The sequence below is a fragment of the Actinomadura rifamycini DSM 43936 genome, assembly GCF_000425065.1.
GTDB classification, from domain to species: domain Bacteria; phylum Actinomycetota; class Actinomycetes; order Streptosporangiales; family Streptosporangiaceae; genus Spirillospora; species Spirillospora rifamycini.
Window position 1 is genome coordinate 81,290 of record NZ_AULB01000003.1, and the last position, 13,569, is coordinate 94,858.

At 73.4% G+C, this 13,569-nt stretch carries 14 protein-coding genes and 1 pseudogene; 7 read left to right on the plus strand and 8 right to left on the minus strand.

Features of this window, described 5'->3' with window-relative positions; translation table 11 throughout:
• Window positions 1-350: 350 nt before the first annotated feature.
• Window positions 351-1,865 carry an amino acid adenylation domain-containing protein gene (locus tag H505_RS0100245; RefSeq protein WP_026400353.1) on the minus strand — a complete coding sequence of 505 codons (1,515 nt, stop codon included), beginning with the start codon at window positions 1,863-1,865 and terminating at the stop codon, window positions 351-353.
• Window positions 1,866-2,147: 282 nt separating this feature from the next.
• Here H505_RS0100245 and sbnA point away from each other — a divergent pair, with 282 nt between their 5' ends.
• Window positions 2,148-3,098, plus strand: a complete 951-nt coding sequence (sbnA, locus tag H505_RS0100250; RefSeq protein WP_245592392.1) for a 2,3-diaminopropionate biosynthesis protein SbnA — start codon at window positions 2,148-2,150, stop codon at window positions 3,096-3,098.
• A 26-nt stretch (window positions 3,099-3,124) separates the two neighbouring features.
• Window positions 3,125-4,150, plus strand: coding sequence for a 2,3-diaminopropionate biosynthesis protein SbnB (gene sbnB, locus H505_RS0100255; protein WP_026400355.1), 1,026 nt, complete (start codon window positions 3,125-3,127; stop codon window positions 4,148-4,150).
• 369 nt (window positions 4,151-4,519) lie between these two features.
• Here sbnB and H505_RS52245 read toward each other — a convergent pair.
• Together H505_RS52245 and H505_RS39015 are read right to left on the minus strand one after the other, a co-directional pair.
• A pseudogene (locus tag H505_RS52245) lies at window positions 4,520-4,648 on the minus strand (Uma2 family endonuclease); the annotation flags it as partial.
• The gene (locus tag H505_RS39015) at window positions 4,615-4,956 is read right to left on the minus strand and encodes a Uma2 family endonuclease (RefSeq protein ID WP_281173394.1); all 342 of its coding nucleotides are present in this window, start codon (window positions 4,954-4,956) and stop codon (window positions 4,615-4,617) included. The gene H505_RS39015 and the pseudogene H505_RS52245, both read right to left, overlap by 34 nt.
• A 176-nt stretch (window positions 4,957-5,132) precedes the next feature.
• Between H505_RS39015 and H505_RS0100265 the strand changes: the two genes are divergently transcribed.
• From H505_RS0100265 to H505_RS0100280, 4 genes are all read left to right on the plus strand, one after another.
• The gene (locus H505_RS0100265) at window positions 5,133-5,375 is read left to right on the plus strand and encodes a hypothetical protein (protein WP_026400356.1); all 243 of its coding nucleotides are present in this window, start codon (window positions 5,133-5,135) and stop codon (window positions 5,373-5,375) included.
• Between the two features lie 55 nt (window positions 5,376-5,430).
• On the plus strand, window positions 5,431-6,564 hold the full coding sequence (locus H505_RS0100270; RefSeq protein ID WP_245592393.1) for an acyl-CoA dehydrogenase family protein: 1,134 nt from the start codon (window positions 5,431-5,433) through the stop codon (window positions 6,562-6,564).
• A 73-nt stretch (window positions 6,565-6,637) separates the two neighbouring features.
• The gene (locus H505_RS0100275; protein WP_245592394.1) at window positions 6,638-7,642 is read left to right on the plus strand and encodes an ADP-ribosylglycohydrolase family protein; all 1,005 of its coding nucleotides are present in this window, start codon (window positions 6,638-6,640) and stop codon (window positions 7,640-7,642) included.
• 17 nt (window positions 7,643-7,659) lie between these two features.
• On the plus strand, window positions 7,660-7,956 hold the full coding sequence (locus H505_RS0100280) for a hypothetical protein (RefSeq protein WP_026400359.1): 297 nt from the start codon (window positions 7,660-7,662) through the stop codon (window positions 7,954-7,956).
• On the opposite strand, the gene H505_RS0100285 is transcribed toward H505_RS0100280, so the two are convergent.
• From H505_RS0100285 to H505_RS0100295, 3 genes are all read right to left on the minus strand, one after another.
• The gene (locus H505_RS0100285; RefSeq protein ID WP_026400360.1) at window positions 7,953-8,363 is read right to left on the minus strand and encodes a TIGR03668 family PPOX class F420-dependent oxidoreductase; all 411 of its coding nucleotides are present in this window, start codon (window positions 8,361-8,363) and stop codon (window positions 7,953-7,955) included. The genes H505_RS0100280 and H505_RS0100285 overlap by 4 nt on opposite strands.
• Window positions 8,364-8,446: 83 nt before the next feature.
• Complete coding sequence (locus H505_RS0100290) at window positions 8,447-9,250, minus strand: enoyl-CoA hydratase (protein ID WP_026400361.1); 804 nt, start codon at window positions 9,248-9,250, stop codon at window positions 8,447-8,449.
• A gap of 36 nt (window positions 9,251-9,286) precedes the next feature.
• The gene (locus H505_RS0100295; protein WP_026400362.1) at window positions 9,287-9,931 is read right to left on the minus strand and encodes a class II aldolase/adducin family protein; all 645 of its coding nucleotides are present in this window, start codon (window positions 9,929-9,931) and stop codon (window positions 9,287-9,289) included.
• 74 nt (window positions 9,932-10,005) lie between these two features.
• Here H505_RS0100295 and H505_RS0100300 point away from each other — a divergent pair, with 74 nt between their 5' ends.
• A complete protein-coding gene (locus H505_RS0100300) occupies window positions 10,006-10,935 on the plus strand; it encodes a carbohydrate kinase family protein (protein WP_026400363.1) in 930 nt (309 codons plus the stop codon).
• Here the strand turns inward: H505_RS0100300 and H505_RS0100305 are convergent.
• Window positions 10,932-12,482: an AMP-binding protein gene (locus H505_RS0100305; RefSeq protein WP_051299959.1), complete on the minus strand. Its 1,551-nt coding sequence runs from the start codon at window positions 12,480-12,482 to the stop codon at window positions 10,932-10,934. The two genes, H505_RS0100300 and H505_RS0100305, sit on opposite strands and share 4 nt — an antisense overlap.
• 259 nt (window positions 12,483-12,741) lie before the next feature.
• A complete protein-coding gene (locus tag H505_RS0100310; RefSeq protein WP_026400365.1) occupies window positions 12,742-13,389 on the minus strand; it encodes an ACT domain-containing protein in 648 nt (215 codons plus the stop codon).
• Between the last annotated feature and the right edge of the window lie 180 nt (window positions 13,390-13,569).

Sequence of the window (13,569 nt, forward strand, 5' to 3'; positions counted from 1 at the left end):
CCCCGTCCCCTTTCCCCGAGTCCCGACGGATGCGCGGCGGCCGCGATCCCGGACTGCGCCCTGTGGTCTCGCCGATACGGAGCGCCGCCGTTTTCCGACCCCGGCGAGACCTCCCGCGACCCACGTTCTACTCAGGAGTAGCGGTGCCACAGTCAAGCAGCCGGATCACAGCCCTCGCAATCCCCTCGAAAGTAGAACTTGACCTCGAATATTGCTCACAGGAGTGACAAAAGGACACGGGTGAGGGAGGTCCCGGGATGTCGCGGACGCTCACCGGGTGACAAAGGTTGGCAACCGAATCCGGCCAATGCGATTACCGACCGTTAACTTGCGCGCCCGCGCACCCGCCGCTACCTGGCCGGATACTCGTGCACGACCACCGCCGCGGCGCCCACCGAGGGGTGCCGCTGGAGCACCGCCTCGATCTCCCCCAGCTCCATCCGCACCCCGGAGATCTTCACCTGCCGGTCGACCCGGCCGAGGTACTGCAGCGTCGGCCGGTCCTCGCCGCCCGCGCCCGCCGGCAGCAGCCGCACCGCGTCGCCCGTCCGGTAGAGGCGCCCCGTCGGCGACGGGCCGAACGGGTCCCGGTAGAACGCCTCGCGCGTCCGGTCGGGGTCGCCCAGGTAGCCGCGCCCGACGACGACGCCGCCGACGAACAGCTCGCCGGTCTCGCCGACGTCGCACGCCGCCCACGTCCCGTCGTCCAGCGCGCGCAGGACGTACAGGCGCGCGTTCACGACCGGGGTGCCGATCGGCAGCCGCAGCAGCTCCAGGTCCCCGGCCGTGACCGTGTGGTGGGTGACGTCGTCGGAGCACTCGGTGGGCCCGTAGGCGTTCAGCAGCCGCGCGTGCGGGACTGCCGCCAGCCAGCGCCGCGACAGCTCGGCGGGCAGCTCCTCGCCGGTCGCGATCATCCAGCGCAGCCCGGGGAACGGCGGGCCGTCCGCCCGTTCCGGCAGGTCGTCCAGCAGGTGCCGGACCATCGTCGGGACCAGCTCGACGACCGTGACGGCGCGCTCGTCCACCAGCCGCGCGAACGCGGGCGCGTCGTGCGCGACACCGTCGCCGACGATCTCGACCCGGCCGCCGAGCAGCAGCGGGCACAGCATCTGCCAGATCGAGATGTCGAAGCCGAGCGGGGCGGTGAACGCGACCGCGTCGGCGTCCGTCAGCTCCAGATCGACGATCTTCGCCCAGAGGTGGTTGAGCATCCCCCGGTGCTCGACGACCGCGCCCTTCGGGCGGCCCGTCGACCCCGACGTGAACAGCACGTAGCGGGGGCGGTCGAGGGCGTCCAGGACGGGTTCGCCGGGCCGCGGCGCCAGGTCGCGGGCCGCGTCGGCGCGGACCGTCCGGCACCCGGCCGCCGCCGCCCCCTCCAGCAGCGCGGGCGCGGGCGCGTCGTCCACGGTGAGCAGGACGGACGCGCCCGCCTGGTCGAGCACGTCGCGGACGCGCGACGCCGGCCACGTCTCGTCCGCCGGCACGTACAGCGCGCCGACCAGCTCGATCGCCAGAAACGCCGCGACCACCGCGGCGCACCGGCCGCCGCCGACCCCGACGACCTCGCCGGGCCGCACGCCCGCGCCGTCCAGCAGCGCCGCCAGCCGGCGCGCCTCGGCGGCCAGCTCGGCGTAGCTCAGCGCGCGGGCCGCGTCGGCGACCGCGGGCCGGTCCCGCTCGGCGGCGAACCGCTCCACCCGCGTGATCACGGGATCGCCGAGGTCGACGTCCCGCTCGCGCAGCATCCCGTGCCGGACGGCCAGGTCGCGCGCCCGTCCGAGCTCGGCCTCGGGCACCGCGAGGGCCGCCAGACCGTCCGGGGGAAGCAGCCGGCCGGCCGCCGGTCCACGAGCGCTCATGTTCACTCTCCGTGATCTAGTACCGCTTCGCCGTCATCGAACGCCGGCGCTCGACAATGCGGCTCCATAGCTTAAGTCCGGACCCGCCGAGAAGCACCGTGCATTCTGCCCTACCCGCCGGTAAGCAGGGGGTTGCGGGGGCAAGATGGGCGAAGGTACGGTGAGGCTCCGCCATGGTCAGAAGAAATACACCCGCGGCGTTGCACGGGGGACGATGAGGGAATTGCTTCTTCATTTCAGGGTGGCAGCGTGCCGATAATCACCTCGCCGCAGGATTTCAATGTGGACGACCTTTACGTCGATCTACGAAATGCGATCGGGCGGTCGCTGCTACTCAAATGCGAGGGCTTCAATTTCGCCGGTTCGGTGAAACTGAAGGCGGCCGCCGCGATGGTGGACGCCGCCGAACGCGACGGCCTGCTCGCCCCCGGCTCGACGATCGTGGAATCGTCCTCGGGCAACCTCGGCATCGCGCTCAGCCTCATCGCCGCCGACCGCGGCCTCAAGTTCGTCTGCGTCACCGACCCCCGCTGCAACCCCGCGTCCATGCGGGTCATGCGCGCGCTCGGCGCCGAGGTCCGGGTCGTGTCGCGGACCGACGCCAACGGCGGCTTCCTGGAGAGCCGCATCCGCTACGTCCGCGAGCTGTGCGAGACCGACGGGTACGTCTGGCTGAACCAGTACGCCAACCGCAACAACTGGCTCGCGCACTACCGCGGCACCGCCCCCGCGATCGACCGCCAGTTCCCCGACCTGGAGGTCCTGTTCGTCGGCGCCGGCACCACCGGGACCCTGATGGGCTGCGCCCGGTACTTCCGCGAGCACGACCGCCCGGTGACGATCGTCGCGGTCGACGCGGTCGGCTCGGTCACCTTCGGCGGCGTCCCCGGCCCCCGCATGGTCCCCGGGCTCGGCACCAGCAGCCGTCCCGCCCTGGTCGACGAGTCCCTCATCGACGACGTCGTGCACGTCCCCGAGGCCGACACGGTCCGGACGGCCCACGCGCTGTCGTCCCGCGGGTTCCTGTTCGGCGGCTCGACCGGCACCGTCGTGTCCGGCGCGTGCCGCTGGCTCGACGCCAAGTACCCGGGCGCCGACCCCGTCGCCGTCGCGATCGCCCCCGACCTCGGCGAGCGGTACCTCGACTCCCTCTACGCCGAGGGCTGGCTCCGCGAGCACTTCCCCGCGCTGATTCCCGAACTCGATTCGGGCGCCGATACCCTCGGCGTCTGATCATCAGAGAAGAACACGGAGTTCCCATGTCGCAGGTCCCCGCATTCGCCGTGATCTCGGGCGCCCAGGTGCACGAGGCGGTCGCCGGCCGGGAGGAGCAGGTCGTCGCGATGGTCGAGGCGGCCTACCGGCTGCACGGCGAGGGGCGGACGATCAACCCCGACTCGTACTTCCTGCGCTTCCCCGACCGCCCGTCGGACCGCATCATCGCGCTCCCCGCCTCCGTCGAGGGCGACGTCGGCGTGCACGGCATCAAGTGGATCTCCAGCTTCCCCGGCAACGTCGCCCGCGGCTTCCCCCGCGCCTCCGCCGTCCTCATCCTCAACGACGCCGAGACCGGCTACCCCTTCGCGTGCCTGGAGAGCTCCATCATCAGCGCGGCCCGCACCGCCGCGTCCGCGGCGCTGGCCGCCGCGTCCATCGCCGACCGCCGCGGCGACCGCCCCCGCCGCGTCGGCTTCGTCGGCGGCGGCCTCATCGCCCGCTACATCCACACCTACCTCGCGGCCACCGGCTTCGCCTTCGACGAACTCGCCGTGCACGACCTCTCCGCCGAGCACGCCGCGGGCTTCAAGGGCTACCTCGAACGCACCGAGAAGGGCGAGGTCACCGTCCACGACACCGCCGAGAGCCTCGTCCGCGCCTGCGACCTGATCGTCTTCGCGACCGTCGCGGGCGAACCCCATGTGCACGACCCGTCCTGGTTCGCGCACAACCCGCTCGTCCTGCACGTGTCCCTGCGCGACCTCTCCCCCGAGATCATCCTGGACTCGTGGAACGTGGTCGACGACGTCGAGCACTGCATGAAGGCGAACACGTCCCCGCACCTGGCGGAGCAGCGCGTCGGCGACCGCGACTTCGTGGCCGGCACCCTCTACGACGTCCTCACCGACCGCATCGCCCCGCCCGCCGACCGCCCGGTCGTCTTCTCCCCGTTCGGCCTCGGCGTCCTCGACCTGGCCGTCGCCCGCCACGTCTACGACGAGGTCGCCGCCTCCGGCGCCCTGCACACCGTCCCCGGCTTCTTCCACGACCTCAGCCGCCACGGCTGACCCGCGCCGGAGCCACGACGATCGACGCCCCATGCCGTGCCGGCACGGACCGGCTTCCTGCAACGGGCCGATTCCGGCGCCGAGGCCGCCCGGGGAAGGACGGCGCCCCCACCTCGAACCGCACGGCGTTCGGCGGGGTGAGCTCCCGCGACCACCGCAACGGTGCGGGGCAGGGCTCTGACGGACCATCGCGGAGACCGACAGGGAGGGCCGCGCGGCGGTCCCACGGCCGCGCGTCAGCCGAAGTCGGAGGTGTCCAGGTCGAAGTCGAAGGGCTTCGGAAGGGCCGGCTTCTCTCCGAACGGCACGCGATGGGAGCTTGTAGTCGCCGTCCTCCGGCTCGCTGAACAGCGACACCCTTCCCTTGTCCCTGTCCACGAGCAAGTACAGCGGGATGCCCGCCCGTGCGTAGCCGTGCCGTTTCGCTTGCCGATCCAGGTCGCCACGCCGCGAGGTGACCTCCATCACCATACGGTGTCCGGCTCGACCGGCATCCATGGACCCGCGTCCCGCAAAAGACCCAGGTCGGCGCGCACTACCGTGCCGTCCGGGATCACGCGGTTCTCCCGCTGTCCCGGGCCCCCGGGAATGATCAGCCCCTTGTTCCCGGAGCAGTGGAACTTGGTCGCGCTGTGCCGCGCGAGCTGCCAGGTGATCTCTGCGATCCACTCCTCGTGGGGACCGCCGGGGGGTGGTGTCACGACGATCTCTCCGTCGATCAGCTCGGCTCGGTAGCCCTCGGGGGTCTTGAGGGCGAGGAATCCCGCCAGGAGGTCGTCCTCCCGCATCAGAGGCTCATGAACCATCGCAGTCATGCTCCGCTCCCTTCCTCGCGGACGAGCTTATGAGCGGAGCGCCACCCTTCACATACGGATCGTGAAAGTCGTGTCTCTTCCAGGGTACGTGTCCGGGTTCGCCGTGTCCGGTGCGACGGAGGGCCGGGCGGGCAAATAGAACCGCCGGGAGTGGGCACGCTTTCGCTATGGACGAGCGATTCGAGAGGCGCGGGGACGTGCAGGAGCTCAGCGACTTCGAGCTGCGGGTCTACGAGACGGTCGCGGAGATCGACAAGGAGGGCGGCGCGGCGGACTTCGCGACGCTCGGGCGGCTGGTCGGCGGACCCGAAGAGGACCTGTGGGCGGCGCTCGGGCACCTGGTGTCGGTGAACCACGTGCACTCGACCGACAAGGGGTACGTGCTCGGGCCGCACGACTGGGCGCCCTGACGGCCGTCCCGGTGAGCGGGAGCGGGGCGGCCGGGGCCGGTCCGCGTGGACGAGCATGGTCGACCGACTGTTCAAGTGCCGTGTTGGGGAGGCCGCCGGGATGGAGCTCGTCGTCACCGAGGAGCAGCGGGAGCTGCGGGACGCGCTGCGGCGGTTCTTCGCCGACCGGTCGTCCGGCGCGGAGGTGCGGCGGCTGATGGAGACCGCCGAGGGGCACGATCCCGCCGTGTGGGCGCTGATGGCCGAGCAGCTCGGGCTGCAGGGCCTCGCGATCCCGGAGGAGCACGGCGGCGCCGGGTTCGGGATGCGGGAGCTGGCGGTGGTGTTCGAGGAGATGGGGCGCGCGCTCGTGTGCGCGCCGTTCCTCGCGACGGTCACCGCGGCGGCGGGGCTCGCGGCGGGCGAGGGCGGGCACGACCTGCTGCCGGGGATCGCGGACGGGTCCGTGATCGCCACGCTCGCGGTCGCCGAGGACGGCGGCCGCTGGGACCTCGGGGCCGTGGCGGCGACCGTCGAGGGCGGGAAGCTGACCGGCGTCAAGAGCTTCGTGCTCGACGGTCGCATCGCCGATGTGCTGCTCGTCGCGGCGCGGGACGGCGACGGTGTGGGGCTGTTCGCCGTCGAGGGGGACGCGGGGGTCGTGCGGACGCCGGTGCCGACGGTCGACCAGACGCGCAGGCTCGCGCGGGTCGCGTTCGACGGCGCGCCCGTGCGGCGGGTGGGCGGGGCGGACGCCGTCCTGCGCGCCCTCGACACGGCGGCGGTGGCGCTGGCGGCAGAGCAGCTCGGCGGCGCCCAGCGGACGCTGGACATGACGGTCGAGTACCTCAAGGTCCGCAAGCAGTTCGGGCGGGCGATCGGGTCGTTCCAGGCGGTCAAGCACCGGTGCGCGGACATGTTCGTCCTGGTGGAGTCGGCGCGGTCGGCGGTGCTGAACGCGGCCGCCGTCGCGGACGCGCGTCCGGCGGAGCTGCCCGCGGCGGCGGCGCTGGCGAAGGCGTACTGCTCGGACGCCTACTTCCACACGGCGGGCGAGGCGATCCAGCTGCACGGCGGGATCGGGTTCACCTGGGAGCACGACGCGCACCTGTACTTCAAGCGCGCGCAGGGGTCGCGGCAGCTGTTCGGCTCGTCCGACCACCACCGGGCGCGGCTCGGCGCCCTCACGGGCATCACCGGCGCGGCCTGAGGCCGGCGGTCCGGCCTGGTCGCGGGGCGGTCCGCGTTGCGGAAGATCGCCCGAAGGGCGAACAATGCCCTCCATGAGCGGGCGACGGGCGAGCGGGGCGATGTTCGGGCTGGCGTACGGGGACGCCCTCGGCGCGCCCACCGAGTTCCTGACGATGAAGGAGATCGCGCGGCGGTTCGGTCCGGACGGGCCGGAGCGGCCCGAAGGCGATCCGGCGCTCGTCACCGACGACACGCAGATGGCGATCGCGGTGGGGCTCGGGCTGCTGGACGCGCTGGCGAATCCGCCGTTCACCCCCGGGCTCGTGGCGCCGATGTGGCGGCGCCGGTTCGTCGACTGGCTGCGCAGCCCCGACAACAACCGGGCGCCCGGCACCACGTGCCTGCGGGCGTGCGCGGGCCTGGAGGCCGGCAAGCCGTGGGTGGAGGCGACCGTGGCCGGGTCCAAGGGCTGCGGCGCGAACATGCGGGTCGCGCCGGTCGGGCTCGCCCCGGGGCTGACGGACGAGACGCGCGCCGGGGCGTCGCAGCTCCAGGCGGCGATGACGCACGGGCATCCGACCGGGCTGGCGGCGAGCGAGCTGACGGCGTTCGCCGTCCGGTGGCTGGCCGACGGGATGGCCCCGGCGGACCTGCCCGGCGCGCTCCGCGACCGGTGCCTCGAGCAGCGGGCCGTCTACCACGAGAAGTGGCTCGGGACGCTGTGGCGGCGGCCCGGGATGCCCGACCCCGAGACGTTCGTCGCGCGCGGCTGGGACGAGTGCCGGGACGTGCTGGACCGGCTCCTGGACGCCGTCGCGCGCGGCGACCGCGGCACCGACCCGTGCGCGTTCACCGGGGGCGGCTGGGTGGCGGAGGAGGCCCTCGCGACCGGCCTGCTGTGCTTCCTGCTGTTCCCGGACGACCCGGTGCGCGCGATCCGGCGCGGGGCCGCCAGTTCGGGCGACTCCGACTCGATCGCGTGCCTGGCGGGCGCGTTCGCGGGCGCGCACCTGGGGATGGACGCCTGGCCCGCGGAGTGGGCGGGCCGGATCGAGTACGCGGACGAGCTGGCGAAGCTCGGCGCGGCCTGGGACTGAGGGGAAAGCGGAGCGGGATGCACGAGCAGTTCTGGTTCGACTTGGGGCAGTACGAGCGGCACCGGGTCGAGTTCTTCTTCGACCGCATGTGGGGCAAGGTGCGGATCAGCGTGGACGGCCACCCGGTCGTGGAGAAGCGGAACCTGTTCAGTCTGCGGCTGACGGAGCGCTACCCGTTCACGGTCGGGCACCAGGAGCGGCACGAGGTGGTGATCGAGAAGACGCGCAAGGTGATGTTCGCCGGGTTCCGCCCGTCGACCTACCAGGTGTTCGTCGACGGGGTCTTCTTCCTGGCGCTGGAGGGCCAGGCCTAGGACGCCGTCCAGCCGGTGAGGCGGTCGATGGTGATCGTGATGACGGGGCCGCCGGGCGGGTGCTCGCGGTACTGGGGGTAGCGGTCGGCGAGGAGCCGGACGGGTTCGCGGACGCGGTCGGGCTCCTCGACGACGCGGGCGTGGCCGTCCGCGCGGACCCACCACAGGCGCGTCCAGTCGTCGTCGTAGTGGTCGGCGAGCAGCGCCACCCGCGGGTCGGCCCGGACGTTCGCGAGGCGCCGCAGGTCGCGGGTGCTCTTCGGCTTGTGGTCGACGGCGATGTGGACGGCGCCGCGGTGCAGGGCGAACGTCACCGGGACCAGGTGGGGGCGGCCGTCCTCCCCGACCGTGGCGAGGCGCGCGACGGGCGCTCCGGCGAGCAGGCGAAGGGCGTCGTCCACCGGCATCTTCGGCACACGCGCAGCGTGTCACACCCGGCCCCGGTCCGCCATGCCCGCCGGACGGGCGCGGCGGGCGCCGCCGGGGCGCGTCAGTCCTGGAAGTCGGGCGGCCGGTTCTCCTTCCGCGCCTTGATCGACTCCTCGAAGTTCTGGGTGGTGAGGCGGACGAACAGCTGCCCGAGGCCCTCGGCGTCCATGTGGGCGTCGAGGCTGCCCGCGTGCAGCCCCGCCCACAGCATCCGCTTGGTCAGCTCGACGCCGGGGCGGCTGAACCCCGCGATGCGCTCGGCGAGGTCGAGGGAGGCGTCGAGGAGGCCGCCGCCGGGGACGACGCGGGAGACGAGCCCGATCCGCTCGGCCTCGGCGGCGTCGACGTCCCGCCCGGACAGCATGATCTCGAACGCGCGGGACGAGCCGATGGCGCGCGGCAGCAGGTAGCCGAGGCCGAGTTCGGCGGCGGTGAGGCCGTTGTTGATGCCGGCCGCGCGGAACACGGCGGTCTCGGCGGCGAGCCGCACGTCGGCGGCGACGCTCAGGCAGAACCCGCCGCCGATCGCGGGGCCGTTGACGGCGGCGATCACCGGCTGGTGGACGCGGCGCATCGTGCGGACGACGTCGTCGAGCAGCTCCATCGAGCGGAGCGCGATCGTCGAGAGGGTGAGTCCGTCGGTGCCGGGGACGGGCCCCGGGGACTCCAGGTCGGCGCCGGAGCAGAACCCGCGGCCCGCGCCGGTGATCACGACGGCGCGGGTGTCGTTGTCGCGGCTCGCCGCTTCGAGGGCCTCGCGGAAGGGGACCATGACGTCGAACGCCATCGCGTTCATCCGCTCGGGCCGGTTGAGGGTGATCTGCGTGACGTGCGGGCGCGGCTTGCCGGTCAGGACGAGTCCCATGGGGCCCCTTTCGACGAGTACCTAGCAAGCGTTAGGTTACAAGGGCGGGAACTCCGGCGGCGCCAGCCCCCGCTCGACGACCTCCGCCAGCTCCTCCTCCGTCAGCACCCGCGGCTCCCCGATCGCCTTCGCCCGGACGTACACGCCGCACAGCCACTCGAGCAGCCGCGCGTTCTCGAACGCCTCGTCCAGGTCGCCGCCGATCGCGACGCCGCCGTGGTTGGCCATCAGCGCGGCCCGCCGGCCGCCCGCCATCGCGGCCCGGACGTTCGCCGCGAGTTCCGGCGTCCCGTACGTCGCGTACTCGGCGACCCGGACCACGCCGCCGAGCAGCAGGGTGTTGTAGTGGATCGGCGGCAGCTCCGCCATGGTCGACGCCACCACCGCGCCGTACGTGGAGTGCGTGTGGACGATCGCCGCCGCGGGCGTCGCCCCGTACAGCGCCAGGTGCATCGGCGTCTCCGACGACGGCGCCCGGTCCCCCTCGACGAGCCGGCCCGCGACGTCCACCACCGGGCAGTCCCGCGGCCGCATCCGGTCGAGCATCATCCCGCCGGGCGTGACCGCCACCAGATCGCCCGACCGCACGCTGACGTTGCCGGACGCGCCCGTCACCAGGCCCGTCTCGGCCAGCCTGCGGCCCACCGCGCACAGCGCGGCCCGCTCCTCCTCCAGCACCATCGCGGACACCCCTCACCTTCGTCGGTCGTCAGGGCGTACGCTACGGGCCGGACGATCATTAAGGGAGCGCGATCATGACCGTCGTCACCCTCGGTGCGCACATCCTGGACGTGCTCGCGCGGCCGGTCGAGGGCATCCCGGCGGGCCAGGACACGGTCGTCGTCGAGGAGATCCGGGCGACCGCGGCGGGCGCCGCCGCCGGCACCGCGGTGGCCCTGGCCAGGCTCGGCAACGAGGTCGTCTCGGTCGGCGCGATCGGCGACGACGACCTCGGCGACCTGCTCGTCGCGATCATGAACCGGAACGGCGTGGACGTCACCGGCCTGGTGCGGCGCACCGCCGACCAGACCAGCGCGTCCGTCCTGCCGATCCGCGGCGACGGCGGCCGCCCCAGCTTCCACGTCCCGGGCGCGAACCTGACGCTCACCCCCGCGGCCGTCGAGCGCGGCCTGCTCGTCGCCGCGGACGCCGTCCACCTCGGCGGCCCCGACGTCACGTTCGGGCTGAACGACCCGGCGTTCTTCGCGATGCTCGAGGCCGCCCGCGCCAACGGCACGATCGTCACGATGGACCTGCTGTCGAACCTGCCCGACCTGCTCGAGGGCGCCGCCGCGTTCCTCCCGCACGTCGACCACGTCCTGCCGAACCTGGAGCAGGCCGCCGCCATGACCGGCGAGACCGACCCGGAGAAGGCCGCCCTCGCGCTGCGCGCCGCGGGCCCCGCCTCCGCCGTCGTCACGCTCGGCGGCGACGGCAGCCTGCTCGCGACCGCCGACGGCGTGCGGCACCTGCCCGCCCTGCCCGTCGACGTCGTCGACACCACCGGCTGCGGCGACGCCTACTGCGCGGGCTTCGTCACCGCGCTCGTCCGGTCCCGGCCCGTGGCGGACGCCGCCCGGTGGGGGACGGCCGCCGCCGCGACCGTCGCCCAGGGGCTCGGCTCCGACGCGGGCCTCACCGACCTGGACGCGGTCCTGGCGCTGCTGGACCGGGCGCCCGCCTAGATCTTCTGGGCGCGGCCCTCCCAGTACGGGTCGCGGAGCAGCCGCTTGTAGAGCTTGCCGGTCGGCGTGCGCGGCATCGCGTCGACGTAGTCGATCGAGCGCGGCGCCTTGTACCCGGCCAGCTTCTCCCGGACGTGCGCGACCAGCTCACCGGTCAGCGCGTCCGACGGCTCGGCGCCGTCGGTGAGCTCGACGGCCGCCTTCACCTGCTCGCCGAACTCCTCGTCGGGGATCCCGAACACCGCGACGTCCCGGACCGCCGGGTGGGTGATCAGCACGCCCTCGATCTCCGCCGGGTAGATGTTCACCCCGCCGCTGATGATCATGTCGATGGCGCGGTCGGCGAGGAAGAGGTAGCCGTCCTCGTCGAGGTAGCCGACGTCCCCGGTGGTGAACAGGCCGTCGTCGCGGTGGATCGAGCGGGTCTTCGCCTCGTCGCCCCAGTACTCGACGTCCTCGCCGCCGACGTACCGGAACCACAGCTTCCCGGCCTCGCCCGGAGCCGCCGGACCGCCGTCCTCCCGCAGCACGTGCACCTCGGTCGTCGGCAGCGGGCGCCCCACGCTGCCGGGCCGCTCCAGCCACTCCGCGGCCGTGATCACGGTGTTGACCGACGACTCCGTGGAGCCGTAGTACTCGTGCACGACCGGGCCGAACCACTCGATCATCCGGCGCTTGATCTCCGGCGAGCACGGCGCCGCGCCGTGCCACACGGACACGAGGCTCGAGCCGTCGAACGCGGCGCGCACGTCCGGGTCCAGCCGCAGCATCCGGACGAACTGGGTCGGCACCAGGTGCACGTTCGTGATCCGGTGCTCGTCGATGAGCCGCAGCGTCTCGGCCGGGTCGAAGTCGCGGCGCATCACCACCGCGCGGCCGCCGACCAGGAACGCCTGCGACCACAGCCACTGCGCCGAGTGGTAGACCGGCCCGACCAGCAGCGACCGCCCGCCCTCCGGGATCCGCAGGATCTCCGCGAACCCGTCGGCGACCAGCTTGGACGTCTCGATCGGCGCGCCCGCGGCCAGCACCTTGCGCGACACGCCCTTCGGCCGCCCCGTGGTGCCGGACGTGTAGATCATCGGCGCGCCCATGCTCTGGTCGGGCGGCTCCACCGCCTTGCCGGACGCCACGAACTCCTCGTACGGGACGAACCCGTCGACCGGCTCCCCGATCGCTACCCGGGCGTCCAGTGCGAGCCCGTCCGACCCCTCCCGCGCGACGCCGCCGAACGCGTCCTCGGAGAACAGGACCCGCGCGCCGGAGTCCGTGAGCACGTACCGCAGCTCGTCGGCCGTCCAGTGCCAGTTGACCAGCACGTACCGGAGGCCGATGTGCCCGGCCGCGCACATCAGCTCGAAGTACTCGCGGCGGTTCCCCGAGTGGATCGCGATCGCGTCCCCGACGCCCAGCCCGAGGGCCCGCAGGGCGTCGGCGAGCCGGTCGGTCCGCTCGTTCAGGTCGCGCCAGCCGGTGGACCCCCGTTCGTCGGTCAGGGCGGGTTCGTCGGGACGTGTCTCGGCGTACGGTCGGAGCAGAACGGCCATCGGCCACCTCCTGGGACGCGACAGGAACCAGAATGTGATTCTGTCAACACGCCGCCCGGAAGAACAGGCCCCGACCGCCGCCCCGGCCGCTCCGCGGGCAGGGGCGGTCCCGGACGGGACCGGAGGGTGCGGGGTCGCGCCGAGCCCCGCGCCGTCCCGGTCCCGCCGGAGCCGCCGCGGCGCGGACGTCGACGACGCTGTCGCCGCCCGGCCGGGCTTCGCCGCCGCGGTCCGCCCCGGTGCGGGCCGCGGCGGGCGTTCAGGGGGCGCGGACGAGACCGGCGGGGGCCGCGCCCAGCACCGTCTCCGCCGCGCCGACGAGCTGCTCGAGGCGGTACACCTCGGTCCGGTGGAACGGCGGCGCGCCCGTCCGGGCGACGACCAGCACGACCCTGCCCGCGGCGAGCGGGCAGATGGCGTACTGCGCGCCGTCCGGCGCGGTGAACGCGCGCGGCCGCAGCGGCGCCAGCGCGGGCAGCTCGTCCTGGAGCACGCCGCCGATGCTGGCGTGCGCGAGCATGGCGTGACCGTCCTCGTCGATCTCCGCGAGGCCCGCCCAGTCGGCGCTGAGCACGCCGGGCACCGCGTCCGCCAGGATCTGCGGGCCCCGGTCCGGGACGGCCGCGACCTGCCCGATGACGGCGGCGTCCGGATGGACGCCGGCGGGCTCGACGGTGGGCCACACGCCGACGATCTCCACTCCCGGGATGGCGCCCAGCCCGTCCACCAGCCGCCCGATGCCCGCACCGGCGGGCCACGCCACGGTGAAGTCGTCCAGCGCCCGACCGTTGTCGCGTTCGAGCACCGCCATCTGCACGACGTCGGCTCCCGCGGCGCCCAGGGTGCGCGCCACCTTGCCCAGCGACCCTGGGCGGTCCGGCAGTCGTATGCGAATTCGCAGCAACACGGTCACCTCCTATCCGCGATCGTCCACACGGGGTGCTACAGCCCCGTATCCCCCCTGTTACCCACGCATGAAGATGTCGAGGGGGCAGACTCGGCAAGTTCGGTGCTGGAATGGCGGGCTCGGGTCAAACTAGAGTTCACGGAAGGTCAACAGCGCTCTACCGCCTCTTGCCGCCTCACC

Bases quoted from the DNA above. Each gene is read 5' to 3' on its own strand.
- H505_RS0100245 (WP_026400353.1), bottom strand. From the start codon at position 1,865: ATGAGCGCTCGTGGACCGGCGGCCGGCCGGCTGCTTCCCCCGGACGGT.
- H505_RS0100300 (WP_026400363.1), top strand. From the start codon at position 10,006: ATGACCGTCGTCACCCTCGGTGCGCACATCCTGGACGTGCTCGCGCGG.
- sbnB (WP_026400355.1), top strand. From the start codon at position 3,125: ATGTCGCAGGTCCCCGCATTCGCCGTGATCTCGGGCGCCCAGGTGCAC.
- H505_RS0100270 (WP_245592393.1), top strand. From the start codon at position 5,431: ATGGTCGACCGACTGTTCAAGTGCCGTGTTGGGGAGGCCGCCGGGATG.
- H505_RS0100275 (WP_245592394.1), top strand. From the start codon at position 6,638: ATGAGCGGGCGACGGGCGAGCGGGGCGATGTTCGGGCTGGCGTACGGG.
- H505_RS39015 (WP_281173394.1), bottom strand. From the start codon at position 4,956: ATGGTTCATGAGCCTCTGATGCGGGAGGACGACCTCCTGGCGGGATTC.
- H505_RS0100295 (WP_026400362.1), bottom strand. From the start codon at position 9,931: ATGGTGCTGGAGGAGGAGCGGGCCGCGCTGTGCGCGGTGGGCCGCAGG.
- H505_RS0100305 (WP_051299959.1), bottom strand. From the start codon at position 12,482: ATGGCCGTTCTGCTCCGACCGTACGCCGAGACACGTCCCGACGAACCC.
- H505_RS0100290 (WP_026400361.1), bottom strand. From the start codon at position 9,250: ATGGGACTCGTCCTGACCGGCAAGCCGCGCCCGCACGTCACGCAGATC.
- H505_RS0100285 (WP_026400360.1), bottom strand. From the start codon at position 8,363: ATGCCGGTGGACGACGCCCTTCGCCTGCTCGCCGGAGCGCCCGTCGCG.
- H505_RS0100265 (WP_026400356.1), top strand. From the start codon at position 5,133: ATGGACGAGCGATTCGAGAGGCGCGGGGACGTGCAGGAGCTCAGCGAC.
- H505_RS0100280 (WP_026400359.1), top strand. From the start codon at position 7,660: ATGCACGAGCAGTTCTGGTTCGACTTGGGGCAGTACGAGCGGCACCGG.